The organism is Actinoplanes sp. G11-F43 (assembly GCF_050589265.1).
Taxonomy (GTDB): domain Bacteria; phylum Actinomycetota; class Actinomycetes; order Mycobacteriales; family Micromonosporaceae; genus Actinoplanes.
The window spans coordinates 107,348-133,059 of record NZ_JBNZCE010000005.1 but is presented as its reverse complement, the minus strand read 5'-3'; the positions used below and the strand labels follow the sequence as shown (position 1 = coordinate 133,059).

Annotated in this window: 26 protein-coding genes; 9 read left to right on the top strand and 17 right to left on the bottom strand. The window is 70.1% G+C overall.

What is annotated here, in order from left to right; genetic code table 11:
* Positions 1–170: 170 nt before the first annotated feature.
* From ACQ0O7_RS05730 to ACQ0O7_RS05720, 3 genes are read right to left on the bottom strand one after another with little or no spacing between them, the layout of a single operon-like run.
* Entirely contained in the window at positions 171–812 is a 642-nt protein-coding gene (locus ACQ0O7_RS05730; RefSeq protein WP_430780690.1) for an HAD family hydrolase, read from the bottom strand.
* A gap of 9 nt (positions 813–821) precedes the next feature.
* Positions 822–1,067, bottom strand: a complete 246-nt coding sequence (locus ACQ0O7_RS05725) for a glutaredoxin family protein (protein ID WP_430780689.1) — start codon at positions 1,065–1,067, stop codon at positions 822–824.
* On the bottom strand, positions 1,064–2,500 hold the full coding sequence (locus tag ACQ0O7_RS05720) for an AMP-binding protein (RefSeq protein ID WP_430780688.1): 1,437 nt from the start codon (positions 2,498–2,500) through the stop codon (positions 1,064–1,066). The genes ACQ0O7_RS05725 and ACQ0O7_RS05720 overlap by 4 nt, the downstream gene beginning before the upstream one ends.
* 395 nt (positions 2,501–2,895) lie before the next feature.
* Here ACQ0O7_RS05720 and ACQ0O7_RS05715 point away from each other — a divergent pair, with 395 nt between their 5' ends.
* On the top strand, positions 2,896–3,849 hold the full coding sequence (locus tag ACQ0O7_RS05715; protein ID WP_430780687.1) for an ECF subfamily RNA polymerase sigma factor, BldN family: 954 nt from the start codon (positions 2,896–2,898) through the stop codon (positions 3,847–3,849).
* Positions 3,850–4,024: 175 nt separating this feature from the next.
* The gene (locus tag ACQ0O7_RS05710) at positions 4,025–5,191 is read left to right on the top strand and encodes a DUF5667 domain-containing protein (protein ID WP_430780686.1); all 1,167 of its coding nucleotides are present in this window, start codon (positions 4,025–4,027) and stop codon (positions 5,189–5,191) included.
* Positions 5,192–5,311: 120 nt separating this feature from the next.
* Here ACQ0O7_RS05710 and ACQ0O7_RS05705 read toward each other — a convergent pair whose 3' ends face one another.
* The 5 genes from ACQ0O7_RS05705 to ACQ0O7_RS05685 all read right to left on the bottom strand — a co-directional run bounded on the left by ACQ0O7_RS05705 (position 5,312) and on the right by ACQ0O7_RS05685 (position 8,977).
* Positions 5,312–6,304, bottom strand: coding sequence for a lysophospholipid acyltransferase family protein (locus tag ACQ0O7_RS05705; RefSeq protein ID WP_430780685.1), 993 nt, complete (start codon positions 6,302–6,304; stop codon positions 5,312–5,314).
* Positions 6,301–7,347 (bottom strand): NAD-dependent epimerase/dehydratase family protein, encoded by a 1,047-nt coding sequence (locus ACQ0O7_RS05700; protein WP_430780684.1) that lies wholly within the window; start codon positions 7,345–7,347, stop codon positions 6,301–6,303. The genes ACQ0O7_RS05705 and ACQ0O7_RS05700 overlap by 4 nt, the downstream gene beginning before the upstream one ends.
* A gap of 38 nt (positions 7,348–7,385) precedes the next feature.
* On the bottom strand, positions 7,386–7,487 hold the full coding sequence (locus ACQ0O7_RS05695) for a 30S ribosomal protein bS22 (RefSeq protein WP_007465623.1): 102 nt from the start codon (positions 7,485–7,487) through the stop codon (positions 7,386–7,388).
* Between the two features lie 174 nt (positions 7,488–7,661).
* On the bottom strand, positions 7,662–7,874 hold the full coding sequence (locus tag ACQ0O7_RS05690; protein ID WP_092552121.1) for a helix-turn-helix domain-containing protein: 213 nt from the start codon (positions 7,872–7,874) through the stop codon (positions 7,662–7,664).
* Positions 7,875–8,056: 182 nt separating this feature from the next.
* Positions 8,057–8,977, bottom strand: coding sequence for a proline dehydrogenase family protein (locus ACQ0O7_RS05685; RefSeq protein ID WP_430780683.1), 921 nt, complete (start codon positions 8,975–8,977; stop codon positions 8,057–8,059).
* Between the two features lie 84 nt (positions 8,978–9,061).
* Between ACQ0O7_RS05685 and ACQ0O7_RS05680 the strand changes: the two genes are divergently transcribed.
* Positions 9,062–9,601 carry a CGNR zinc finger domain-containing protein gene (locus ACQ0O7_RS05680; RefSeq protein ID WP_430780682.1) on the top strand — a complete coding sequence of 180 codons (540 nt, stop codon included), beginning with the start codon at positions 9,062–9,064 and terminating at the stop codon, positions 9,599–9,601.
* On the opposite strand, the gene ACQ0O7_RS05675 is transcribed toward ACQ0O7_RS05680, so the two are convergent.
* A complete protein-coding gene (locus tag ACQ0O7_RS05675) occupies positions 9,588–10,397 on the bottom strand; it encodes a sugar phosphate isomerase/epimerase family protein (protein WP_430780681.1) in 810 nt (269 codons plus the stop codon). The two genes, ACQ0O7_RS05680 and ACQ0O7_RS05675, sit on opposite strands and share 14 nt — an antisense overlap.
* 85 nt (positions 10,398–10,482) lie before the next feature.
* Here ACQ0O7_RS05675 and ACQ0O7_RS05670 point away from each other — a divergent pair, with 85 nt between their 5' ends.
* Positions 10,483–11,292 (top strand): hypothetical protein, encoded by an 810-nt coding sequence (locus ACQ0O7_RS05670; RefSeq protein ID WP_430780680.1) that lies wholly within the window; start codon positions 10,483–10,485, stop codon positions 11,290–11,292.
* 1,546 nt (positions 11,293–12,838) lie between these two features.
* On the opposite strand, the gene ACQ0O7_RS05665 is transcribed toward ACQ0O7_RS05670, so the two are convergent.
* Positions 12,839–14,089, bottom strand: a complete 1,251-nt coding sequence (locus ACQ0O7_RS05665) for an alpha-amylase family glycosyl hydrolase (protein ID WP_430780679.1) — start codon at positions 14,087–14,089, stop codon at positions 12,839–12,841.
* A 76-nt stretch (positions 14,090–14,165) separates the two neighbouring features.
* Here ACQ0O7_RS05665 and ACQ0O7_RS05660 point away from each other — a divergent pair, with 76 nt between their 5' ends.
* Positions 14,166–14,786: a TetR/AcrR family transcriptional regulator gene (locus ACQ0O7_RS05660; protein WP_430780678.1), complete on the top strand. Its 621-nt coding sequence runs from the start codon at positions 14,166–14,168 to the stop codon at positions 14,784–14,786.
* 96 nt (positions 14,787–14,882) lie between these two features.
* Here ACQ0O7_RS05660 and ACQ0O7_RS05655 read toward each other — a convergent pair whose 3' ends face one another.
* Together ACQ0O7_RS05655 and ACQ0O7_RS05650 are read right to left on the bottom strand one after the other, a co-directional pair.
* Complete coding sequence (locus tag ACQ0O7_RS05655; protein WP_045740134.1) at positions 14,883–15,566, bottom strand: response regulator transcription factor; 684 nt, start codon at positions 15,564–15,566, stop codon at positions 14,883–14,885.
* A 29-nt stretch (positions 15,567–15,595) separates the two neighbouring features.
* Positions 15,596–16,876, bottom strand: coding sequence for a sensor histidine kinase (locus ACQ0O7_RS05650; RefSeq protein ID WP_430780677.1), 1,281 nt, complete (start codon positions 16,874–16,876; stop codon positions 15,596–15,598).
* A gap of 181 nt (positions 16,877–17,057) precedes the next feature.
* Here ACQ0O7_RS05650 and phoU point away from each other — a divergent pair, with 181 nt between their 5' ends.
* Positions 17,058–17,720: a phosphate signaling complex protein PhoU gene (gene phoU / locus ACQ0O7_RS05645; protein ID WP_430780676.1), complete on the top strand. Its 663-nt coding sequence runs from the start codon at positions 17,058–17,060 to the stop codon at positions 17,718–17,720.
* A gap of 131 nt (positions 17,721–17,851) precedes the next feature.
* On the opposite strand, the gene ACQ0O7_RS05640 is transcribed toward phoU, so the two are convergent.
* A complete protein-coding gene (locus ACQ0O7_RS05640; protein ID WP_430780675.1) occupies positions 17,852–18,610 on the bottom strand; it encodes a phosphoglyceromutase in 759 nt (252 codons plus the stop codon).
* Positions 18,611–18,739: 129 nt separating this feature from the next.
* Between ACQ0O7_RS05640 and ACQ0O7_RS05635 the strand changes: the two genes are divergently transcribed.
* Positions 18,740–19,975 (top strand): MDR family MFS transporter, encoded by a 1,236-nt coding sequence (locus ACQ0O7_RS05635; protein ID WP_430780674.1) that lies wholly within the window; start codon positions 18,740–18,742, stop codon positions 19,973–19,975.
* Between the two features lie 554 nt (positions 19,976–20,529).
* Here ACQ0O7_RS05635 and ACQ0O7_RS05630 read toward each other — a convergent pair.
* Complete coding sequence (locus tag ACQ0O7_RS05630) at positions 20,530–21,012, bottom strand: YbjN domain-containing protein (RefSeq protein ID WP_430780988.1); 483 nt, start codon at positions 21,010–21,012, stop codon at positions 20,530–20,532.
* Positions 21,006–22,304: a D-inositol-3-phosphate glycosyltransferase gene (mshA, locus tag ACQ0O7_RS05625; protein ID WP_430780673.1), complete on the bottom strand. Its 1,299-nt coding sequence runs from the start codon at positions 22,302–22,304 to the stop codon at positions 21,006–21,008. Before mshA ends, ACQ0O7_RS05630 begins: the two co-directional genes overlap by 7 nt.
* 149 nt (positions 22,305–22,453) lie before the next feature.
* Between mshA and ACQ0O7_RS05620 the strand changes: the two genes are divergently transcribed.
* The gene (locus ACQ0O7_RS05620) at positions 22,454–23,212 is read left to right on the top strand and encodes an SDR family oxidoreductase (RefSeq protein WP_430780672.1); all 759 of its coding nucleotides are present in this window, start codon (positions 22,454–22,456) and stop codon (positions 23,210–23,212) included.
* A gap of 2 nt (positions 23,213–23,214) precedes the next feature.
* Entirely contained in the window at positions 23,215–23,964 is a 750-nt protein-coding gene (locus tag ACQ0O7_RS05615; protein WP_430780671.1) for a class I SAM-dependent methyltransferase, read from the top strand.
* Here the strand turns inward: ACQ0O7_RS05615 and ACQ0O7_RS05610 are convergent.
* Complete coding sequence (locus tag ACQ0O7_RS05610; RefSeq protein WP_430780670.1) at positions 23,961–24,371, bottom strand: response regulator; 411 nt, start codon at positions 24,369–24,371, stop codon at positions 23,961–23,963. The two genes, ACQ0O7_RS05615 and ACQ0O7_RS05610, sit on opposite strands and share 4 nt — an antisense overlap.
* A 137-nt stretch (positions 24,372–24,508) precedes the next feature.
* A complete protein-coding gene (locus ACQ0O7_RS05605) occupies positions 24,509–25,705 on the bottom strand; it encodes a S8 family serine peptidase (RefSeq protein ID WP_430780669.1) in 1,197 nt (398 codons plus the stop codon).
* Positions 25,706–25,712: the final 7 nt, after the last annotated feature.

The following is a 25,712-nucleotide window of genomic DNA, read 5'->3' as shown; positions in this document are numbered from 1 at the left end:
CTCGTGGGGTAGCTGTGGTAGCGGGGCTCGTCGGAGTCACAGAGTAGGCGCTTGTGAAGGCGTGCACAAATCGCGATCTTGTCGGGACAATTGGACAAGATCGACCCGCTGTGTTAGTCGGGCCGACCTCATCGAGTATTACCGCTCGGAGGGCACAAGGGCCACCCGACTCAGAGTGACATGGCCATCTTCACCGCATCCACCAGCGTGTCGGCCACCGGACGGCCGGACGCGCGCAGCCGGTCCGGGTCGGTGAAACCGCCGGTGTAGAGCACCGCGCGGGCCCCGACCGACTCGGCCGCCTCAGCGTCGTCCAGCGAGTCGCCGATCAGCACGGCGTCGGCGCCGGACACCCCCAGGTGCTCCAGGTGGGCGGCCAGATGAGCGGCCTTGAAACCGCCGCCGAGCTCGGCCCGCAGCCCGTCCACCCGGGTGAACAGGCCGGTCAGGCCGTGCCCCTCGACCGCCGGGACCAGCTCGTGGTGGAACCACATGGACAGCAGCGACTGGCTGCCGGTCCAGCTGGTGATGGCGGCCCGCGCGTCGGCGGCCAGCGAGACGTCGGTCAGGCCGACCCGGTACGCCTCGTGGAAGATGCGGTCCAGCTCCCCGAACTCCTCCGCGCCGACGGCCCGGCCGAGCATCTCGGCGTAGAAGTCGGCGACCGGCCGGCGGAACGTCCGCCGGTGCTCGTCGGGGCCCACGTCACGGCCGCCGACCGAGGCGAAGGCGACGTTGGTGGACGACACCACCAGGTGAAGATCGTCGAGAAGGGTTCCGTTCCAGTCCCAGACCAGGTGCTTAGCTGTCACCCGAAGAAACTACAGGCGGGGCTCACCCGGTTGTCGAGCCAAATCCCGGAGCAGGCGCTCCTCCTCGATGCGCCAGTACCCGTGCTCCGCGCCGTCCAGCAGCAGCACCGGCACCCGGTCGCCGTACTCCCGCTCCAGCTCGATCGACGAGTCCACGTCGACCTTCGACCACTGGCCGGGGGCGATCCGGTCCAGCGTCTGTTCGGCCACCTCGCACAGGTGGCATCCGGTCCGGCTGATCAGAGTCAGTCTCACAGGTCCCTCTTACGGATCTTTCCGATCGGCGTACGCGGCAACTCTGCCACGATCTCGACGCCGGGCAGTTTGAACCGAGCCAGCCGTGCCGAGCAGTGCACCTGGAGCTCGGTCGGGCTGGGTGCCGGATCGTCGAGCACCGTCACGTAGGCGTGCGGGCGCTGCCCGGTCACCCGGTCCGGCACCCCGACCACGGCCACCCCGGTCACCCGGGGATGCGCGATCAGCACCCGCTCGATCTCGGCCGGGTAGACGTTGAAGCCGTTCACCAGGATCAGCTCGCCGATCCGGTCGACCAGGACCAGGTCACCGTCGCCGTCGGCGTAGGCGATGTCACCGGTGGGCCACCAGCCGCCGGCGTCCGGGCCGTCCCGGCCGTCCGGCCAGTACCCGCCGAAGACGTTCGGGCCGCGGACCACGATCTCGCCGGGATCGGTGCCGGCCGACTCGGCGACCTCCAGGTCCTCGTCCACCGACGCGGTGCCGTCACGCCACAGCACGGCGCCGGACGGGGTACGCAGCAGCAGCTCCACGCCGGGCAGCGGGCGGCCGATCGAACCGCGCTTGTCCCGGTCGCTGACCGCGGTGGTGGTCAGCACCGGGGCGGTCTCGGTCAGCCCGTACCCGATCAGGATCGGACGGCCGGTCAGCGACCGGAAGCGTGCCGCGACCCGCTCCTCCAGGGGCGCCGCGCCGCACACCGCGGTCCGCACCCCGGACAGCGCCGCCGCCGCGCCCGCCTGACCGAGCCAGGCCTGGTACATCCCGGGCACCCCGACCGTCACGGTCACCGCGTGCCGGGTGATCAGCTCCAGCGATCCGGCCGGGTCGAAGCGCTCGGCCAGCACCCCGGTGGCCGCGTGGTGCGCGACGCTGCCCAGGCCGGTGTTCAGCCCGTAGGCGTGGAAGAACGGCACCGCCAGCAGCACCACGTCGTCCGGGCCGACCACCGCCGGCTCGATGCGGTCGAGCTGCTCGTGGTTGGCGGCGAGGGCCGCGTGGGTGAGCATCGCGCCCTTCGGCCGCCCGCTGGTGCCGGAGGTGTAGAGCAGAACCGCAAGATCATTCTTATTGGGTACGGGCGGAAGAGGGCCCGCGGCCGGGACGTCGGTGGACCCGTCCACGACCAGGATCGCGCCGGAGTCGGTGAGCACGTGATCCCGCTCGTCCTCGGGAGCGCCCGGGTTGACCGGCACCGCCACCCGCCCGGCCCGCAGCACGCCGAACCAGAACACCGCGAAGTCGACAGTGGTGCCCAGCATCAGGGCGACACGATCACCGGGCCGGGTGCGCGACGCGATCCAGGCGGCCGCCGCGGACACCCGGGTGTCCAATTCCGACCAGGTGACGACGGTGTCCCCGGCGATCAGCGCGGGCCGGCCGGGGCGGCGTCCGGCGGCCTCGGCGACCGGGTCACGGGCGGGTTCCTCCACGAGGCCCGAGTCTGGCACAAACGGGCCGTGACCGGGACGGCGGACAACCGGTCCGTCCCTTTCGCACCTTGTTCCGTCAAGGTGACCTTGACGAGGGTTGCCGTTTTGGGCGGGATTCACGGCTTTGCGCTCAGCGCACACGGTGTGCGACTCCGTGTGTCCGAAGTCGGCAATACTTCCGCTCTGTGTAACGGATTACACACCAACGGGTGAGGCCGACCGGCTGTTTCGTGGTCGTCCCACCCATTTTGTTGTGATTGAAGGCTTTTGCTTGTGAGTGACCACCCTCATCCCGAGGAGGCCGCTGTGCCCTACAAAGCACGGAATCGAAGTGAATCCACGTCTGGCGGGACGGATTCGCTGTCGTCACAGGCCCGCCGGGTTGGGGAGGCGAAGTGACTCATGTGTACGCCGAGGACCCGTACCACCGCGACGTCCTCGATGCCCGGCACGCACTCACCGAGGGGTTGAACGCACTGCGCGAGTCCGTTGACGGCATGATCGTGAACACGATCCGGGGCGACAGCCCCAAACAGACCAACAGCCGTCGTACGCCGAACAGCCCGCCCGCCGTCGCCTCGCCGCACAACGGCAACGGCAGGTTCGGGGGCCCCCGACCCTCCTCGCCGCGCCCCCCGTCCCAGCCGACCGCGGGCCAGCGCTCCAACCTCGGCGAGGGCGAGACGGTCGCCGACCACACCGTGGTCCTGCCCACCCAGAGCAAGACCGGGCCGCCCACGGAGACCGAGCCGCCCAAGCATCCGGCCCGCCCCGACCGCGGTGACCCCGCCGCCGAGGTGTGGGCCCTGGTCGAACGGGCCCAGGCCGGCGAGTCCGAGGCCTTCGGCCTGATCTACGACCGGTACGTGGACACCGTCTTCCGCTTCGTCTACTTCCGGGTCGGCAACCGGCAGCTCGCCGAGGACCTCACCTCGGACACCTTCCTGCGTGCCCTCAAGCGCATCGGCAGCTTCACCTGGCAGGGCCGCGACCTGGGCGCCTGGCTGGTCACCATCGCCCGCAACCTGGTCGCCGACCACTTCAAGTCCGGCCGGTACCGCCTGGAGGTGACCACCGGCGACGTGCTCGACGCCGACCGCGAGGACCGTGGTCCGGAGGGCAGCCCGGAGTCCGCCGTGGTCGATCACATCACCAACGTCGCTCTGCTCACCGCGGTCAAGCAGCTCAACCCGGAACAGCAGGAATGCATCGTGCTCCGGTTCCTGCAGGGCTTCTCGGTGGCCGAGACCGCCCAGACCATGGGCAAGAACGAGGGCGCCATCAAAGCACTGCAATACCGCGCGGTCAGAGCACTGAATCGGCTCCTGCCGGACGGGTTCCAATCTTGATCGAACGGTTGAAGATGTCGATCACCGATACCCGATGGACCCGTTCGTCACCCGTAACCGGGTCCGCGTGTCGCGCGTTTGTCCGGATGCGACCCGGGACCGTGTCTCACGGTCCGGGCGCCGACGCCGTCCGCCAGGCCGGCGAGACAGTCACGAGCGAGGGGAGGTGCCCACGGTGAAGTTCGCGTTGCCGAACTCCCGGAGTGCCGAGCGCTTCGCGGAATCGATCGACGACTCCGGTGGCACGCGCCGGCACCACAGCCGTGGGCCGGGTGACGAAGAGCTGAACCGGCTGGTCGCCATCGGTAACCGGCTCGCCACGGCGAAGATCGCCGCACCGGTCGACTCCGAGTTCCGCGTCGGCCTGCGCGCCATGCTGGTCGCCACCGCCGAACGGGACGGCATCGGGCGGACCGCCGCCGAGACCGATCCCGACCCGGTCGCCGAACCCGAGATCCGCCGGCCGCGCTTCGGGGCCCGGATCCGGGCCCGCGGGGCGATCATCATCGGTGTCGCAGCCGGCGCGATGGCCGTCTCCGGGATCTCCGCCGCCAGCGAGAGCGCCTCACCCGGCGACGCGCTCTACAGCGTCAAGCGCCAGACCGAACGAGCCCAGCTGGCGATCGCCGGCTCGGACGTCACCCGGGGACAACTGGCGCTGGACTTCGCCCGGACCAGGCTCTCCGAGGCGATCGCCATGCCCGGTGACGCCCGCGAGTTCGCGCTGGTCCTCGACGACATGGACGCCGACACCCGCAAGGGCGCCCGGCTGCTCACCACCTCGGCCGTCGCCCAGCCGAACACCACCCCGCTGAACACGCTGGACGGGTTCGCGACCGACCAGCGCCGGGCGTTCACCCCGGCGATGGAGAAACTCTCCGGCGCCAACCGGGAACGGGCCGCGGTCTCCCTCGGCCTGCTGCAGGACGTGGTCAAGCGCACCGAGGCACTGCGCGCCGGACTGTCCTGCGACCAGGTCACCCCGGCCGGCTCGGACGCACTCGGGCCGAAGCTGCGGGACTGCGCGCCCACCGCGGACGACACCACCGAACGGCCGGAGACACCGCTGCGGCAGCACGGCGGCGACAGTGCGAAGACCGGCACCCGGCAGGGCGGGCAGACCAGCACGCCGAAGCCGGTCCGGACGACCGCCGAACCCGACCCGACCGGATCCACCAAGGCTCCGGGACGCAAGCGGTCGGCCGGTCCGGCCGATGTCACGCCGACCACCACCGGGACCTCTCCGGCTCCGGCCGACACCTTCGGAACCACCGACGTCACCGGCGAGGACGAGGAGAAGGAGAAGGGCGTGCTGGGCGGCCTGCTCGGCGATCTCTTCTGACAGTACGCATGGCGAGGGGCGGTGCCGGAGCTCATCACTCCGGGGCCGCCCCTCAACCGTCACTATAGGACGGACGGCCCGGCCGGCTCCAGGAAATTGGCACTACCCGTGCTGATACTCCTAGGGCCCGAACGGGTCGGGGCGCTTCTCCAGCAACTCGTGCAACGTCGCCTGGATGGTCTCCCGGACCTGGTCGGCGAGGTTGTAGACCACCAGCGGATCATCCGCGAACTCGGTGAGATGCGCGGTCGGGATCGGCGGGCAGAACTCGATCAGCCACTTGCTCGGCAGCGGGACCATGCCCAGCGGGCCCAGCAGCGGGAAGGTCGGCGTGACCGGGAAGTACGGGATGCCGAGCAGCCGGGCCAGCGGCTTCAGGTCGGCCAGGATCGGGTAGATCTCCTCGGCGCCGACGATCGCCACCGGCACGATCGGCGTACCGGTGCGCAGGGCGGCCGAGACGAAACCACCGCGACCGAACCGCTGCAGTTTGTAGCGGTCGGAGAACCGCTTCCCGATGCCTTTGAAGCCCTCCGGGAAGACCCCCACCAGCTGGCCCGAGGTCATCAGGCGCTCGGCGTCCGGGGTGCAGGCCACGGTGGCGCCGGCCGCGCGGGCCAGCTCGCTCATCACCGGCATCCGGAAGACCAGGTCGGCGCCGAGCAGGCGCAGGTGCCGCTCGCGCGGGTGCTTGTCGTGCAGTGCGACGGTGAGCATCAGGGCGTCCAGCGCGATCGTGCCGGAGTGGTTGCCGACCACCAGGCCGCCACCCTCCATCGGCACGTTCTCGATCCCGAACACCTCGGTGCGGAACCAGTCCCGGTAGAGCACCTTCAGCAGCGGGTGGAACAACGCCTCGGACAGCTCCGGGTCGAACCCGAACTCGTCCACCTGGTAACCGCCGGCCAGCCGGCGCCGCAGGAAGGCCAGGCTGTCGGCGACCCGCCGGTCCCAGACGTCGACCTTCTCGTCGACCTTCTCATCGACGGGATCGTCAGCCGGTTTCTCCGGGATCGGGCGCCGCCCGTTCACCCGTTTCACCGGCGGCGGCTCGGGCAGCTCGAAGTCGATGTGGCCGGGCAGCATGTCGCCGCGGTACTCGTCCTGGCTCATGCCGTCGCCTCACGGGCCTTGCGGATCCGGTCCAGGATCACGGCCTCCGCCGCGGCCAGCCGGTCCGCGGTGAGCGTCGCCCCGTCGGCGTGCGCCTGGATGAACTCCTCGAACGCCTCCGCGGTGGTCCGCGGGGTGAAACCGAACTCGTTGATCAGGCGGGTGGTGTCCACCACCCGACCGTGCACGAAGAGGTCGATCTGGTCCAGCCCGATCTGCTCGACACCGAACTGGCGGAGCAGGGCGGCACCACTGGACAGTGCCGTCTCGGGCACCGGCAGCGAGATCCGGCCGGCCCGGCGCACCGCCTGGGAGAGCATCAGGACACCGGAACCGGCGACGTTGAAGGTGCCCGGATGGTCCTCGGTCACCGAACGGTGCAGGATCTCCAGCGCGTCCTCGGCGTGGACGAACTGGAGCCGGGCGTCACGGCCGATCACCGTGGGAATCACCGGCTGGGAGAAGTAGCGGGTCAGCGACGTCTCGGCGGACGAGCTGATCATCGGAGCGAAGCGGAGAACCGTCGCCGCGACCTCGGGACGGCGGCGGCGGAACCCGCGGACGTACCCCTCGATGTCGAGGATGTCCCGGGCGAACGCGCCACGCGGCACGGCACGGGGCTCGGTGTCCTCGGTGAACACCGCGGGATCACGGAACGACGCGCCGTAGGCGGCGGTGGACGAACGCACCACCAGCTTGCGCAACCCGCGCGCACCCTGAGCAGCGGCCAGCACCTGCATGGTGCCGATGACGTTCTGCTCCTTCATCGCCGAACGGCCGTGCTTGGCGTCGGGCACGCTCGTGATGGCGAGGTGCACGACAGCCTCGGCGCCGAGATCAGCGATGGCTTCGGTGGCCGCCCGCGCGTCGGCCCGGATCCGCTCCACACCCTCCAACAGGCCGAGAAGGCCCGCCGGCGGGTCGTGCGGATCCAGACCGACCACACGATCGATCCGGGGATCTGCGGCAAGACGTGCAGCGACCCGGGCGCCGAGATAACGGCTCACCCCGGTGACCACGACAACGCTAGGCGGTGCTGTCACGTGAGATCCTCAAGCCGGGCCAACAGCCCGGCCTGCAATCACTTGCCGAGACGGCGACGCTGGACGCGGGTCTTGCGCAGCAGCTTGCGGTGCTTCTTCTTCGCCATACGCTTGCGGCGCTTCTTGACCACGGAGCCCATACGAACTGCCTCTCGAACCATGTGGATGGATCCGGCTCATACCCCGGGGGGTCAGCCGGAAACCTGACTGAAGGGTGCCCGGGGTCTGAAAAGTGCCTAGGGCAGCGACGGACCCGGGAACCGACCGGTCCAGCGTACCGGCATGCTCCAGCCGGGCCAACACGGCCCCGCCCGTCAGGCGCTTTGCGAGAAAGCTCCGCGCAGGTACTCGTGCACCGCGTGCTCCGGCACGCGGAACGAGCGGCCGACCCGGACCGCGGTGAGGTCACCGCCGTGCACGAGCCGGTAGACGGTCATCTTGGAGACCCGCATCAGCGAGGCCACCTCCGCCACGGTCAGGAACCGAACCTCCGAGAGCCGTTCCTCGGTCTGGGCTGGACCCGTCATCGCGTCGCACCGATCCTTTCGCTGGCACGATCCGCCGCGGCCGGAGGGTCCCGGACGCCGCGGGGACGACGTGCGTGTCATCCGAACGGTATCGATACTGCTGTGACCAACGCGATACGTTCCGTGAAATGCCCACAAAAAGTCAAGGACGACACGCCGGATCTGTGGCGTTTTGGCCGCTTTTACTTCTTGGAGGTGACGGCGCGGGCCAGAACACCCACGTTCGCCGGGCGCTCGGCCAGACGGCGCATCAGGTAGCCGTACCACTGCTCGCCGTACGGCAGATACACCCGCACCGTGTGCCCACTCGCCGCCAGCCGGGCCTGCTCCTCCGGGCGCACCCCGTACAGCAGCTGGAACTCGTACTCCCCGGAGGAACGGTCGAACCAGCGCGCCCGGTCCTCCGCGATCGCGATCAGCCGGGGATCGTGGGTGGCCACCATCGGATAGCCCTCCCCCGACATCAGGATGTTCAGACAGCGGACGAACGACTTGTCCACATCCAGCGCCGACGGGAAGGCCACCGACTCGGGCTCGGAGTACGCCCCCTTGCAGAGCCGCACCCGCGAACCGGCCGTCGCCAGCTCCCGGCAGTCCCCCTCGGTCCGCCGCAGATGCGCCTGCAGGGCCGCCCCGGTGGACGGGAAGTCCTTGCGCAACCCGGCCAGCGTCTCCAGAGTCGCGTCCGTGGTGCTGTGATCCTCGGCGTCCAGCGTGACCGTGGTCCCCGCCTCGGCCGCCGCCGCACAGACCGCGCGGGCGTGCTCGTACGCCAATTTCTCGTCGATCGACTGGCCCAGGGCCGAGAGTTTGACGCTCACCTCGACCGCCGGAGTCAGGGCTAGGTCGCGGAGGCGGCCGAGCACCGCGAGATACTCGTCCCGGGTGGCCACCGCCTGTTCGACCGTCCGGGTGTCACCCCCCAGATGGTCCAGGCTGACGGTCATCCCGTCGTCGGCGAGATCGCGGCTGACCCGCAGCACCTCGTCGGCACTGCGGCCGGCGACGAACCGCTGCACGATCCCCCGGCTGACAGGGGCGGACTCGACCAGTCGCTCGAGCCGGGCGGACCCGGCCGCGGCGAGAAACAGGGAACGGAGCATGCGCCGAGCGTAACCTCCGGGCCCGGCACGGATCCCCGGGAGCGGTACGTGCCCCATCGGGCCAGGTGCGGCTACCGTTGTCGGGTGAACTTCGATGCGTACGCCCGGACGGCGATAGACCTCGTCAACGCCGGACTGGACGATCTCGCCGGGTTGCGGGCCCTGTTCGGCGGCGATCAGGCCTGGATGCGTGATCAGGTCGCCGAGAAGGATCTGGCCGTCTTCCGCCGTGCGCAGCGCCGGCTGCGCGAGGTCTTCGAGCACGGGACGTCCGGACAGGACGCCGACGCCGTGCGGGAACTCAACGCCCTGCTCGAAGCCTATCCGGTGCAGCCACGCATCTCCGGCCACGACGCCAGCGACTGGCACATGCACGTGACCAGCCGGGGCTCGTCGGTCAGCGCGGAATACCTGGCCGGCGCCGCCTGGGGCCTGTCCGTCTGGCTCTGCGAGTACGGCAGCGCACGCTTCGGCATCTGCGCCGACGAGCGGTGCGGCAACGTCTACCTGGACACGTCGTCCAACAACTGCCGGCGGTTCTGCTCCGAGCGGTGCGCGACCCGCTCACACGTCGCCGCGCACCGGGCCCGCAAACGAGCCGCCGGGTCCCTCACCCCTGCTTGATCGCGGGTGTCGGCTCCAGGTGCTTACGGGCGAACTCCAGCGCCTCCCGCAGATCCGCCTCACGGGCCGGCCGGCTCGCCGCCTTGCGGGTGTTGATCTCCAGGGCCACCGACCCGGTGAATCCGCGCCCGGCCAGCGACCGCAGCAGCTCGGCACACGGCTGATTGCCCCGGCCCGGCACCAGATGCTCGTCCCGGCCCTCGCCGGTGCCGTCACCGAGATGCACGTGCTTCAAACCCGCGCCCATCCGGTCCGCCATCTCCAGGGCGTCGATCCGGGACGCGGCACAATGCGAGAGATCCAGCGTGTACGCGTCGAAGCCGGTCTCGGTCGGATCCCAGCCCGGGTTGTACGGCACCACCCAGCGGCCGGCCATCTTCACCGGGAACATGTTCTCCACCGCGAAGGTCAGGTCCGGATGCCGGCCCCGCACCTTGGCCAGCCCCTCCGCGAAGTTGCGTGCGTAGTCGCCCTGCCATCGGAACGGCGGATGCACCACCACGGTCGGGGCGCCGAGCGACTCGGCGAGCTGGGCGGCACGGGTCAGGCGCTCCCAGGGATCGGCGCTCCACACCCGCTGGGTGACCAGCAGGCAGGGGGCGTGCACCGACAGGACCGGCACGCCGTAGTGGTCGGCGAGTCCCTTGAGGGCGCCGGCGTCCTGGCTGACGGCGTCGGTCCACACCATGACCTCGAGGCCGTCGTAGCCGACCGTGGCCGCCATCTCGAACGCCGCCGCCGTCGGCTCCGGGAAGACCGAGGAGCTGGAGAGAAGCACGGGTACGCGGGAAGTCACGCCCTCCAGCGTAGCCGCGCGCAACAGGGCGGGATATATCAGCTCTAAACGGTCATGATCCACTGGTGGGCGTACGCTGACCCGGATGAGCCGCAAGACGCCACCACGGGAAGTAGCGCTCGACTTCCCTCGCGAATGGATCGAATTCCTCGATCCCGCCGATGAGCAGCACGTGGTCCGGGCCGACCTGACCTGGCTGCTGTCCCGGTGGACGTGCGTCTTCGGATCCGCCTGCCGAGGCATCCTCCCCGGCCGGGCCGACGACGGCTGCTGCTCACACGGGGCGTTCTTCACCGACGCCGACGACGAGAACCGGGTCAAAGCCGCGGTCCTCAAACTGACCCCGCTCACCTGGCAGCATCATCGTCGCGGTTTCAAGAACTGGACCGAGGTGGACACCGTCGACGGCACCAAACCGGCACGGCGGACCGCCACCCGCTCCGCCGACGGGCCGTGCGTCTTCCACAACGAAGCCGATTTCGCCGGCGGCGGCGGATGCGCGCTGCACGCCCAGGCACTCCGGGACGGCAAACATCCGCTCGCCTACAAGCCGGACGTGTGCTGGCAGCTGCCGGTCCGCCGCGAACAGGACTGGATCACCCGCCCCGACGGCACCAAGCTCCTCCAGTCCACATTGTCGGAGTTCGACAGGCGCGGCTGGGGCCCCGGCGGCCACGACCTGTCCTGGTGGTGCACGTCGTCGCCGGACGCCCACGTCGGCACCGAGGCGATGTATGTCACCTACGCCCCGGAACTGACCGAGTTGATCGGCGAGCCGGCCTACGCCCGCTTGGCCGAACTGTGCGCGGCCCGCCTGAAGTCCGGCCTGATCGCCGTCCATCCGGCGACCACCACGGCCAACGCCGCCGCCAAACCCGCCACCCGCCGCCGCTGACCCTCCCGCACCTCGGCACCAGGCCGACCTGGCAAGACCTCTCCACAGACCGGCTCCGTCACGCCGGCTCCAGCCCCAGCGCCAGACACAGCCGGCAAAGACCCCAACGCACACGATCACAGCAACAGCCCCGACGCACACCACGCCACAGCCAACAGCCCCAACGGACGCACACCCCGACCGCCGACAGCCCCAACGGACGCACACCCCGACCGCCGACAGCCCCAACGGACGCACACCCTGACCGCCGGCAACCCAACGGACGCACACCCCGACCGCCGGCAACCCAACGGACGCACACCTTGACGGCCGACATCCCCGGCGGGCGCACATGGTCACAGTTGGTAACCGGCGGGCGCACATGGTCACGGATTGTGGTCGGGTGTCGGGTTGCGCGACCCGACGAGGTCGCACGCTCGCGGCATCGTGATCATCTGCCGGGCCTGGGACACCGTCGGACGCACTCGACACCTCATCGAGCGCGGCCGGCGGGGATGACCACGGCTGGCCACGGCATGGTCCATCCGGGCCGAAAAAATCACGGCTGGTCACGGAATGGTCCATCCGGGCTGAAAGAATCACGGCTGCTCACCGAATGGTCCATCCGGGCTGAATCGCCCCGGCTGCCGTTCGATGATCGAGAGAAGTCGCTGCGGCACTGGCTCCACCGTTCAAGATTCAGCCGAGGAGCACCGGCCGAGCGGACCGCATCACCCCGCGCGATCTGGATGATTCTCCGCCTATTCGGGTCTTCTTCTCGACTGCCTGATCACTCGCGGTCAATACCTCGCGTGGGCGACTCGCTCAGCAGAGATCTTGTTGGATTTACCACCGGAAACGGTGGTAAATCCACCAAGGTCGGCCAGGGAGAAGCTGGAAGGCGGACACTCGCGCGAGGAATTGACCGCGAGCGGGCCAGCAGCTGAGAAAGTAGGCTCATTCGAGTCTTCTCTGCGGCCGCCTGATCACTCACGGTTAACCTGTGCGGCAGATCTTGCGGGCTACGGATTGCCCAGGTGGCTCCCGGACCTCGCCTCGCTCCCGCGAGGTCTGTTCCACAGGACCCAACGCAGCCCGGTGGACACCGCCATCGAGCCCTCTACCTCCTCGGCGTCACCGTGGATCACGGAACCTCTGATGGGCGACCGGAAGTGGACCGACGACCAGGACAACAATCGGAACCGGAACGATGCCAAGCGAAACGTAAACGGCCAGGCCGAGGACAGCGAGCAGGGCGGAAGACAGCGAGCAGGGCGGAAGACAGCGAGCAGGGCGAGATGCCTTCGCCAGCGAAGCCGTGAAAGCGCAGGCCACCGTGGGCTGAACGGCATCAGGGCGCGGGTCGCCGGGAAGTGGCCAGCGTGGGTGTTGACCGGGCGGTGCGGGGCCGGGACCCCGGCGCCCCCAGGCCCGGCTACCCGGCTGCCCGGCGCCCGGCTGACCGGCGCCCCCACGCCCGGCTGACCGGTGCCCCACGCCCGGCTGCTCGGCGTCAAGCTGATCGTGGCCGGCGGCTGGTAAGGATCGGGGAGACCGCGGGCATGGGTCAGCCCAGGATTGACCAACCGTGTGGTGGGACGGTCAGCGGCGGGCGGGAGTCTCCTGGGGTGTCGGACTCCAGCAAGGAGAGGCCCGCCTGGTCGAGCGGGAACGTGAATGGCGTGTCGCCGAGGTTGAGCAACGTGATGATGCGACCGGACGGGTTGTCGGGGGCTGTGGCGACCAAGGCGGCCGCCTCGTTGGTCAAGTGGGCAGGGCTGGTGCGGGCGTGTGCGAGCCACGAGTGGCGCCGCCGGACACCGATCAAGCGCTGGTGCAGGCGGAACGTCGGCCAGCCGAAAGCGGCCAGCTCGCTCGGGCTTGCCGGGAACGGTGGGCGGATCTCGTCGTCGCCGCCGGCCCTCTCCTCCTTGACGCCTCGGAATGCCTGCTCGTCGCCGTAGTAGACGCTAGGCACCCCGCCGACGGTGAACAGCACGGCCAGCGCGTGCCCGAGATGCCGCTCGTCGGTGAGCCGGGTGGCCAGCCTGGTCACGTCGTGATTGCCGGTGAAGGTGAGCGGCAGGCCGGCGTCCAGCACCGTGCCGTGCCGGTCGAGCGCCCAGGCCAGCTCGAAGAGGTTGCGGTCGTTGAGACTGCTCCAGATCGCCTTCCACAACTCGTACTGACTGATCGAGTCGAGGGTGCTCTCCCGCAGATAGGCCGGATAGTCGCCGTGGATGACCTCGCCGGTGAACCACGCGCCGGGATGCCGGGGCCGCACCCGGGCGAGGGCCTCGGCCCAGAACCGGGGTGGCACGGCATAGGCCGCGTCGAGCCGCCAACCGGACGCGCCCCGGCTCAGCCAGTGATCCATCACCCGCACCACGTGGTCGAGGACCTCGGGCTGGTCGTGGTCGAGGGCGACCAGCGCGCCGTGCCCCTCGAAGACCGCGAGATCACCGGAGCCGGTGCGCCGGAACCAGTGCTCGGGCGCGGAGAAACCCCGCCCCACGTGGTTGAACACCCCGTCGAGCAGCAGGTGCAGGCCGCGCTCGCGGGCCGCGACGGCGAGCTTGTCGAAATCGGCATCGTCGCCGAGCCGCGGATCGATGCGGAAGTGGTCGACGGTGTCGTAGCCGTGGCTCTCCGAGGCGAAGATCGGCCCGAGCTGGAGGCCGTTGGCGCCGAGCTCCACCGCGTAGTCCAGCCAGTCGGCCAGGTGATCCAGCCGGTGACCGGGCCCGGAGTGGAGTGCACCGGTGAAGCCGAGTGGGTAGACATGCCACCAGACAGCGTGATCGATCCAGCCGGTCATCAGCAGCCTCCGAGTTAGTGAGCCGGACTCAGTAACGTACTGAGCCTAGCTCACTAAAAAAGGTAAAGTCGACCCCATGCCACGCACGGATCGCCGCCCCCGCCAGCGGCTGGACGCTGAGACCCGTCGCGCCGAGATCCTCCGGGCAGCCGGTGAGGCGTTCAGCACGCAGCCCTACGCCCAGGTGTCGGTGGCGCGGGTGGCCGAGACGGCGGGGGCTTCCGAGGCGCTGGTGCACCGCTATTTCGCGGGCAAGGGCGGGCTCTACACGGCGGTCGTCGAGGCCGGGGTCCGCCGGTTGATCGACAGTCAGCGGGCCGCGGTCCGGGCCGACCCGGGCACGGCACGCGATCATGTGGCCGCCACGGTGCGGATCTATCTGGATCTGGTCGCCGAGTGGTCGCCCGGATGGCTCCATCTGCTGCGGTCGCCGGGCGGTGAGCCGGTCGCCGCGACGGCGTTGCGGCGGGAGACCCGGGACACCTACGCCACCCTGCTGCGCGAGTTGTTACTTCTGCCGGACGATCCCCGGCTCGACTACGCGATCTACGGCTATCTGAGCTTCCTGGACGCCGCGTGCGAGTGCTGGGCGGAGCGCAATCATCCGGCCGAGGACCGGGAGCCGATCACCGAGCAGGCCCTCGCCACCCTGAGCGCCGCCCTGACGGCAGCGGGGCACCCCGGCGTCTTGCGGTGAGACGCCGGGGCGGGAGCACCGGGATGACCCGATCACGGGCGGGTCATCCCGGCTCCCCCATAGTCTCATGCAGGGTAGTCTCGTATCAAGTAAAGATCACGGCTCGAACTTGTAGCCGAGACCCCGGACGGTGACGATGTAGCGCGGCGCCGACGGCTCCGGCTCCACCTTGGAGCGCAGCCGCTTCACGTGCACGTCGAGCGTCTTGGTGTCACCGACGTAGTCGGCGCCCCAGACCCGGTCGATGAGCTGACCGCGGGTGAGCACCCGGCCGGCGTTGCGCAGCAGGAGTTCGAGCAGCTCGAACTCCTTGAGCGGCAGCTGGACCCCGGAGCCGTCGACGGTCACCACGTGGCGTTCCACGTCCATCCGGACCGGGCCGGCGGCCAGGGTCGGCGTGGTGACCTCGGCCGCCTCGGTGCCCTGCCGGCGCAGTACGGCGCGGATCCGGGCGACGAGTTCCCGGGGTGAGTACGGCTTGGTGACGTAGTCGTCCGCTCCGATCTCCAGGCCGACCACCTTGTCGATCTCGCTGTCCCGGGCGGTGACCATGATGATCGGGACGGCCGAACGCTGCCGCAACTGGCGGCAGACCTCGGTGCCAGACATCTCCGGCAGCATCAGGTCGAGCAGCACGATGTCGGCACCGGTCCGGTCGAACTGCGTCAGGGCGGAGGTCCCGGTCGCGGCGACCGAGACTTCGAAACCTTCTTTACGCAGCATGTACGACAGGGCGTCGGAGAACGACTCCTCGTCCTCGACCACGAGCACGCGGGCCAATGCAGTTCCTTCCGTCGTCGGCGGTCGGGCTAGCGCCCGGCCACACCGGACTCGATCTCAATCGCCGTCGGTGACGACGAGGGGGACTCGGGGGGTCGCGCCGGTAGGCGCAGGGTGAACGTAGAACCGTCGCCGAGTGAACTGGTCACGTCGACGCGGCCACCGTGATTGGTGGCGATGTGCTTGACGATGGCCAGGCCGAGGCCGGTGCCGCCGGTGGAACGGGAGCGGGCCTGATCGGCACGGTAGAACCGTTCGAAGACCCGTTCCACGTCCTGTGGGGCGATACCGATGCCCTGGTCGGCGACGTCGATCTCGATCCAGTCGTCGGTGTGCCGCATGGTGAGCGAGACCTTGGTGTCCTCGCCCGAGTACGCGATCGCGTTCTCCACCAGGTTGGTGACCGCGGTGGCGATCTGACTGTCGCTGCCGTACACCATGGAGCCTTTGGGCCCCTCGTACGCGATCTCGATGTTCTTGGCCGACGAGGTGGTGCGGGTGCGGTCGACCACCTCGGCGATCACCCAGTCCAGCGAGACCGGCTCGGGGTTGGGCAGCGGCTCGGCACCCTGTAGCCGGGTGAGTTCGAGCAGCTCGTTGACGAGCCGGCCCATCCGGGCGGACTCATGGTGGATCCGCTCGGCGAACCGGCGCGCGGCCAGCAGGTCCTCGGACTGGGCCTCGGGGGCCGCCTCGGGCAGCTGGGTCGCGTCGAGCAGCGCCTCGGCCAGCAGCTGGAGGGCGCCGATCGGGGTCTTCAGCTCGTGGCTGACGTTGGCCACGAAGTCCCGCCGGACCCGGGCCAGCCGGTGCGACTCGGTCACGTCGGCGGCCTCGACCGCGACGTGGGTGGCGTTCAGTGCGACCGCCCGCAGGTGCAGTCCGAGCGGGGCGTGCCCGCCTCCGGCCCGTCCCCGCGGAAGATCCAGTTCCACTTCCCTGCGTACGCCGGTCCGCCGCACCTGGCCGGCCAGCGTCCGCAGGATCGGATGAGCCGCGATGGTGCCGGGCGCCCCGCCGGAGCGGAGCAGTCCCATCGCCCGCGCGGCCGGGTTGACCAATACCGGATGGTCGTCGGCGTCGAGGACGACGACTCCCACCCGTAACGAATCGAGGCTCTTCCGTCCGAGCCCCTTGAGGCCGTGTTTGCCTCCCGGGCGATCGTCGTCCGGTTCGATGGCGGCGCTCCCCTCCGGTCCCCCGGTCCGAGCCGGTCCGCCCGGTCGGCGAATCCGGGCAAGGGCGAGTCCCGCTCCCACGCCGACGGCAAGCGCGGCAGCAACCATGCCGATGGCGTAATCCCACTCCACGCTGCGATCGTAGGGTCATTGTTTACCTGGACCCCAGGGCCATTACGGCAAATCGGTCGCGCGTCGGGCAATGTTCACCGCCAGGCCCGGCGTCGTTCACCGCTGTTCACGTTCAGGCCGCTCCACGCCCATACCGTGAGCTGCGAACACCCGGCCGACGCCAATGAAAGAGGACGTGGAAATGCGCGAGGAGTACCAGGCCGATCTGGTCGAGGTGAGCCGTCTGCTGGTGACCATGGCGGAGTCGGTCCGCGCGGCACTGCGCAAGGCGACCTCGGCTCTGCTGACCGCCGACCTGAAGGCCGCCCAGGCCGTGATCGAGCGCGACTCCGAGGTCGACGCGATCTACGAGCAGGTCGAGATCAAGGTCGCCGACACCATCGCCCGCCAGGCCCCGGTCGCCTCCGACCTGCGGCGGGTCATCACCGCTCTGCACATCGCCGCCGACCTGGAGCGGATGGGTGACCTGGCCGAGCACGTGGCGAAGACGGCGGCCCGCCGGCACCCGTCCCCGGCGGTTCCGGCCGAGCTGCGCCCGGCTTTCAAGGGCATGGCCGAGGTGGCCGACCAGATGGCCGAGAAGATCGCCGGCCTGCTCGCCAAGCCGAACGTGGAGCTGGCGGCCCAGCTGGAGAAGGACGACGACGCGATCGACGACCTCGAGCGCGAGCTGTTCAAGATCATGCTGGCCGACGACTGGCCCTACGGCGCCGAGACGGCGATCGACGGCGCCCTGCTGGGCCGGTTCTACGAGCGGTACGCCGACCACGCGGTGAACATCGGCGAGCACCTGATCTACCTGATCACCGGCCAGACGGTGTCCGCCGCCGAGGACAACGCCTGATTCCGTGTGGTGCGGTGCGGCTCGTATCGAGCCGNGCCCCCCCCCCCCCCCCCCCCCCCCCCCCCCCACCACACGAGAAGACGAACTGAGGCCGGGACCACCACGGGGTGTCCCGGCCTCATCCGTGAACGCTACTTCTTGCCCTGGTTGGCGACCGCCTCGGCGGCCTCCTTCGCGGCGACCGGGTCGAGGTAGGTGCCGCCCTTGGTGATCGGGCGCAGGTTCTCGTCCAGGTCGTAGCGCAGCGGGATGCCGGTCGGGATGTTCAGCCCGGCGATCGCCTCGTCGGAGATGTCGTCGAGGTGCTTGACGATCGCGCGCAGCGAGTTGCCGTGCGCCGCCACCAGCACCGTCTTGCCGGCCCGCAGGTCCGGGACGATCGCGTCGTACCAGTAGGGCAGGGCCCGGACCAGCACGTCCTTCAGGCACTCGGCCTTGGGCAGGATCTCCGGGGCGAGATCGGCGTACCGGGCGTCGCCGTCCTGGCCGAACTCGGAGCCGGCCTCGATCGGGGGCGGGGGGACGTCGTACGAGCGACGCCACAGCATGAACTGCTCCTCGCCGTACGTCTCCAGGGTCTGCTTCTTGTCCTTGCCCTGCAGGGCGCCGTAGTGACGCTCGTTGAGCCGCCAGTGACGCTTCACCGGGATCCAGTGCCGGTCGGTGATGTGCAGTGCGATCTCGCTGGTGCGGATCGCGCGGCGGAGGAGGCTGGTGTGCACCACGTCGGGCAGCACCCCCTGCTCCTTGAGAAGCTCGCCACCGCGCCGGGCCTCGGTCTCACCCTTGGCGTCCAGGTCGACGTCGACCCAGCCGGTGAAGAGGTTCTTGGCGTTCCACTCGCTGTTGCCGTGCCGCAGCAGCACCAGGGTTCCAGTCATGACCCCCATCTTCCCCCGTCCGGAGGTACGACATACGGGCCACCCGTCACGTGTCCGTCGCCACACCGAAACTCGCTTGCACGCCGAACCTCTCATGTAAGGGAATGAAGCCTGATCAACACTTACTAGGAGGCATCGGTGCGAGGCTGGCTGCGACAGACCGCGGGTGGACTGCCGCGGCAGTTCTGGGTCCTCTGGGCCGGGACGCTGATCAACCGCCTCGGCTCCTTCGTCGTCCTGTTCCTGAGCATCTACCTGACCAGCGACCGGGGTTTCTCGCAGAGCCAGGCCGGCCTGGTCCTCGGCGTCTACGGGGTGGGCGGCGCGATCGGCACGATGGGTGGCGGGGTGCTGTCCGACCGCTGGGGCCGCCGGCCGACCCTGCTGATCGCCCAGTTCGGGGCGGCGGCGCTGATGCTCGGGCTGGGCCTGGCACAGACGTACCCGCAGATCCTGGTCGCGGCCTTCGCGCTGGGCCTGTTCGCCGAGGCCGCGCGGCCGGCGTTCGGCGCCATGATGATCGACGTGGTGCCGGAGCACGACCGGGTCCGGGCGTTCTCGCTGAACTACTGGGCGATCAACCTGGGCTTCGCGCTGGCCGCGGTGTGCGCCGGCCTGGCCGCGCAGGTGGACTACCTGATCCTCTTCGTGGTCGACTCGGCCAGCACCCTGGTCACCGCGGTGATCAGCCTGATCTTCCTGGCCGAGACCCGGCCGGCCCGCCCGTCCGGGGCGATCGCCGCGGTGGCGCCCACCGGCGGCGGGCTCGGCGCGGCGCTGCGGGACCGGGTGTTCCTGACCTTCGTCGGGCTCAACTTCCTGACCGTGCTGGTGATCTTCCAGCACCAGGCGACGCTGTCCATCTCGATGATCGCGGACGGCTACTCGGCCGTCGACTACGGCACGATCATCGCGGTGAACGGGGTGCTGATCGTGCTCGGCCAGCTCTTCGTGCCGCGGCTGATCCAGGGCCGGGACAGCGCCCGGGTGCTCGCGGTCGGCGCGCTGCTGGTCGGCGCCGGGTTCGGTCTGGTGGGGGTCGCCTGGTCGGCTCTGACGCTGGCCTTCACCGTGGTGATCTGGACGCTGGGCGAGATGCTCCAGTCGCCGAGCAACGCGGCCACCATCGCGGCGCTCGCCCCGGGGTCGCTGCGCGGGAGGTACCAGGGGCTGAACTCGCTCTCCTGGCAGGCCGGGTCGGCGCTGGCACCGATCCTGGGCGGTCTGGCGCTGCAGACGGCGGGTGACACGGTGCTGTGGGCGTCCTGTTTCGGGATCTGTGTGCTGGTGGCGATCGGCCAGGTGCTGGCCGGACCGGCTCGCACGAGGCGCGCGGCTCAACTGCGTCAGCAGGAGCTCGCGGAGGTGAAATAGCGCCGGCGGCGGCGGACGACACCCATCCCCATAGGCGCCGTCCGCACTAACCGCCGGTCTCGGGTCGCGCCGTCCCCCAACGGCTCATGCCACCCGTCCCCAAACGCCGAACCGCGGCGATCATTGCTGATCGACCCGTTCCCCGAACTGACGGCTCGGCGTCCATCGACCACGCTAGTTGGGGCAGTCAAGCCTCACAACCCGATTTCGTGTCGACATCTGTCTCAACCGTCACATTGCCAAACAACCAACCGATCGGATGATCCGCCAATCACTCGTCCGGGTTTGTCGGGAGGGAAGAAATCACGACGCTTACCGTTCGGTAACTACGCCCACGATAATGGCGGCACAGGGTAGACGACCGTCGAACCAGTCGCCAACGGCTCAGCGAATCCCCAGGTGTTCACCAGCTGCCTGCCGGTACCCAGGATCGCAACAACCCATACATCGATAGGCAACAAACTCATGTCCGGCTCGAATCGGTCCCGATTCGGTGCACCGGAGTCGACATTGGACACCCTGCCGTGGATAGACCGATCTTGATGATCGAACTGTTACTCGGGCCGCTCGATCAGGTGCTGGAAGGCACGCAGGTTGGCCGTCGATTCGCCACGTTTGACGCGCCAGTCCCACTCCCGCCGGATCGACGTGCCGAACCCGATCTCCAGCATCGTGTCGAAGGACTCGTCGGCATAGGTCAGCACCGAACCCAGGATCCGGTCCAGCTCGTCCTCGTCCAACCCGGACAGTGCCACCCGGCCGGTCAGGTAGACGTCACCGGCCGCGTCGATGGAGAAGGCCACGCCGTACATCCGGGCGTTGCGCCGCAACAGCCAGGCCCACAGATCCTCGTGTCGCTCGTCCGGCCGGCGCATCACGAACGCCTCGATCCGCAGCGCGTGCTCACCGACGATCAGGTTGCAGGCGGTCTTCAGCTTGTGCGTGCCGGGCAGGGTGACCACATAGGACCGCTCCCCGGTGGACTCCCAGTCCAGCTCCCGATCGGTCAGCACCCGCTCGATCAGCTCGGTCACCATCCGCACGCCACCCCCTCGACCCGCGCCGCGATCAGCGCACGATGCCCGCTCACCGCGTCACGGTAAACCCGGAGAAGCGTCTCGGCGGTGCGATCCCAGGAGAACTGCGAGGCGTGCGCGACCGCGCCGGCGGCCAGCCGACGCCGGCGGCCGGGCGAGTCCAGCAGCCGGTCCAGCACCTTCGCCCAGTCGCGCGGGTCGTGCCCGTCGACCAGGACACCGCTGACACCGTCCCGGACCGCGGTCACCAGGCCACCCACCGCGGCCGCCACCACCGGCGTGCCACAGGCCTGCGCCTCCAGCGCGACCAGCCCGAACGACTCGTTGTGGGACGGCACCGCGACCAGATCCGCGGCCCGGTAGAGGGCGGCCAGGTCGTCGCCGGTCTGCGGGGGCAGGAACACCACCGAGTCGGTGACGCCGAGCGTGGCGGCCAGCTCGATCAGCGAGGACGGCCGGTCCAGCCCGCTGCCGCTCGGGCCACCGCAGATCACCAGGGTGGCCTCGGCGCCGGCGGCCCGCATCTCGGCGAGCGCGGCCACCAGCACGTCCGGCGCCTTCAACGGCTGGATCCGGCCGACGAAGGCGATGATCCGGCCGTGCTCGGGCAACCCGAACCGGGCCCGGTCGACGGCGCCCGGACGGAACCGGCGCAGATCGACGCCCGGCGGGACCACACTCACCAGGGCCGGGTCGGCGCCGTAGTGGCCGATCAGGTCCCGCGCCTCGAAATCGGTGTTCGCCACCAGGCGATCCGAGGCGGCCACCACCTGCTCCTCGCCGATCACCCGGGCCTTCGGCTCCGGCCGGTCACCGGCGGCGATGAACCTGTTCTTCACCTTGGCCAGGGTGTGCGCGGTGTGCACGTGCGGCACGCCCCAGCGCTCCCGGGCCAGCCAGCCGATCTGGCCGGAGAGCCAGTAGTGCGAGTGGATCAGGTCGTAGTAGCCGGGCGGATGCGCCGCCTCGGCCCGCAGCACGCCGTTGGTGAACGCGCAGAGCTGGGCCGGCAACTCCTCCTTGGCCAGGCCCTCGAACGGGCCCGCCGTCACGTGCCGGACGTGCACACCGGGAGCCATCTCGACGACCGGTGGCAGGCCACTGGCGGTGGCGCGGGTGAAGATCTCCACCTCGACGTCCCGTTCGGCAAGCCGTTTCGCGATCTCGACGATATAGACGTTCATGCCGCCCGCGTCCCCGGTGCCCGGTTGCTCCAGGGGTGAGGTGTGCACGGAGAGCGTGGCGATCCGGCGGGGAGTCGGCCACCGGCCACCGGGACCTGGGTCAGCCACTGGGGATCCTCCCGTATCGGATGTGAAAAGTTGTTGCCTCAAGGTTCATCTTCCCCATCGGCGTCCCGGGAACCACCACACAATCAACCCGGGGTGATCCAGGTCATTGATCAGGAGGCGGGAAGCGGCGGGTGCGGAAGAATCGGCGGATGCAGAACATCGCAGTGGTCACCGGGGCATCCAGCGGGATCGGCGCGGCCACCGCCCGGCGTCTGGCCACCGAGGGCTTCCACGTCGTCGCGGCGGCCCGCCGGGCGGATCGGCTGACCGCACTGGTCGAGGAGATCGGCGGCGGCTCGGCCACCGCGGTCGAGTGCGACGTCACCTCGGACGAGTCGGTGGCCCGGCTGGCCGCCACCGTCACCGGGCTGGGCGCACCGGTCACGCTGCTGGTCAACAACGCCGGCGGGGCCAAGGGGCTGGACCCGGTGGCCGGCGGGTCGGTCGAGGACTGGCAGTGGATGTACGACGTGAACGTGCTCGGCACCCTGCGCGTCACCAAGGCGCTGCTGCCCGCGCTGGAGGCGAGCGGAGCCGGGACGATCGTGACCGTCGGTTCCACCGCGGCCTTCACGCCGTACGAGGGCGGTGGTGGTTATGTGGCGGCCAAACACGGTCAGACCGCCCTGGTCGGGACACTGCGGCTGGAGCTGTCCGGCAAGCCGGTCCGGGTGATCGAGATCGACCCGGGCATGGTCCGGACCGACGAGTTCGCCGTCAACCGCTTCGGCGGCGACCGGGCCAAGGCCGCTTCGGTGTACGCGGGGGTCAGGGAACCCCTGATCGCCGACGACATCGCGGACTGCGTCGCGTGGACCGCGACCCGCCCGCAGCACGTGAACGTCGACCGTCTGGTGGTGCGCCCGATCGCCCAGGCCGCCCAGCACAAGGTGCACCGGGAGGAGTAGGGGTGAAGCCGGTCGGCGCGATCACCCGGGGGACCACCAATCCCAACCGGCTGCGCAGGGTCGACAACTTCATCGCGTACCGGTGCGGTCCGCTTCTGATCGGGGCGGCGCAGCCGCTGGTGGTCGACCTGGGCTACGGGGCCACGCCGGTGACCGCGGTGGAACTGCGGGGCCGGCTGGCGGAGGCGGTCCGCGCGGACATCACGGTAGTCGGTCTGGAGATCGATCCGGTACGGGTGAGCGACGCGCTGCCGTTCGCGGATCCACCGGGGCTGGAGTTCCGGCGTGGCGGCTTCGAGCTGGCCGGGTTGTCCCCGGTGGTGGTGCGCGCGTTCAACGTGCTGCGGCAGTACTCCGAGGAGGAGGTGGCGGCGGCCTGGCGGGCGATGACCGGCTCCGGCGCGCTGCTGGTCGAGGGGACCTGTGACGAGCTGGGCCGGATCGCCACCTGGGCGGTGGTGACGGACGGGGTGCCGCGCACCTTGACGCTCTCCGCCCGGCTGCCGGTGCTGGAGCACCCGTCGATCTTCGCCGAGCGGCTGCCGAAGGCGCTGATCCACCACAACGTGCCCGGTCATCCGGTGCACGATCTGCTCCAGGCGCTGAACCGGGCGTGGGAGACCGAGGCGACCCCGTTCGGGCCGCGGCAGCGCTGGCTGGCCACCGTGCGACGGTTGCGGGCCGAGGGCCGGCCGGTGCTGGACGGCCCGGCCCGGTGGCGGCTCGGCGAGCTGACCGTGCCCTGGCCCTAGTCCTCGTCTTCGTTCTTCTTCTGGTCCAGGGCGTCCCGCAGGGCCTGGAGCAGGGCGTCGGCGGTGAACGGCTTCTTCACCAGCACGTCCGACTCCTCGATCTGCCCCTTGGCGACCGCGATGTCCTTGGGCAGGCCGGACACGAAGACGACGGCGATGCCCGGCCGCAGCTCGCGGATGTGCTTGGCGAGGTCCCCGCCGGAGGCGCCGGGCAGGGTCAGATCGGCGATCAGCGCGTCGATCTCGCCCGGGTGGTCCCGGCAGACGGCGAGGGCCTCGTTCTCGTCGCCGGCGGCCAGCGTCGCGAACCCGCGCCGCTCCAGCATGCGGCGCATGATGTCACGCAGGTCCTCTTCGTCGTCCACGACCAGGACTGTCGGCCTCTCGGCGACCGGCGCCTCGGACATCTCGGTCCTCCTCGGGCTGGGGTCGCTCTCACGCTATCCGTCACCGGGGTCCGGCGTACGGCGGTTGGCCGACGAGACGGCTCACCGCACGGCATCCGGGTGCCGTGCGGTGAATCGTGCCGGTTCGGGCTGTGGGATCAGGCGCCGGCGGTCAGGTGGCCGGTGTAAAGGAGGCGGTTCGGCGACCCCTTGCCGGCCCCGGTGACCAGGCCGGTCCCGGCGTTGTCGATCAGGTCGGCCCGCACCTGGGCGGGGGTCCAGTCCGGGTGCGCGGCGAGCACCAGGGCGGCCGCGCCGGCCACGTGCGGGGCGGCCATCGAGGTGCCGCTCATCGTCTTGACGGCGGAGTCCGAGGCGCGGCCCGCCGACTCGATCTCCACGCCGGGCGCGAAGAGGTCCAGGCACCTGCCCCAGTTGGAGAAGGGGGCGCGGGCGTCGAACGCGTCCACCGCGCCGACCGTGATGGCCTCCGGGGTGGCGGCGGGCGACGCCTTGCAGGCGTTCCGGTCCTCGTTTCCGGCGGCGATGGTGTACGTCACACCCGAGGCGATGGACCGCTGCACCGCCGCGTTGAGTGCCCGGTTCAGTGGGCCACCGAGGCTCATGTTGGCGACCGCGGGCTTCTGGGCGTGGGCGGTCACCCAGTCGATGGCCGCGATGAAGTCGGAGTACGCGCCGGAGCCGTCGCAGCCGAGCACCTTGAGGCCGACCAGGTTCACGTCCCGGGCCACGCCGTGGGTGGCGCCGCCGATGGTTCCGGCGACGTGGGTGCCGTGGCCGTTGCAGTCGTCGGCGGTCGCGTCCTGGTCGACGAAGTCCCAGCCGCTGCTCGCCCGGCCGCCGAACTCCTGATGGGTGGTCCGGATCCCGGTGTCGATGACGTACGCGGTGATCCCGGCGGCCGGCCGGTGGGTGTAGGTGCCGGAGAGCGGCAGGGCACGCTGGTCCATCCGGTCCAGTCCCCAGGCCGGGGCGTCGGCGGTGGTGATCCGGGCGTCCTGCTCGACGTAGTCCACGGACGGGTCGGCAGCCAGGCGGCGGGCCTCGGAGGAGGTGGCGTTCAGGTGGAAGCCGCGTACGGTGGAGAGATAGTTGCCGTCGACCACACCGCCGTACTCGCGGGCCAGCTCCTGCGAGGCCGACGTGACCTGCGAAGCTTCGGCGGAGCCCGGCTTCAGGACGACGATGAAGCTGTTCGGGATGGCGCCCTGGGTGCCGGCCCCGGCGATCGTCCCCACCGCCGGGGCAGCCGCGGCGGGCCCGGCCAGGCCCCAGAGAACGGCGGTGGCGGCGCTCACGGCGACGGTCAGGCGGCGGGCGTCGTTACCGAACATGTGGGAT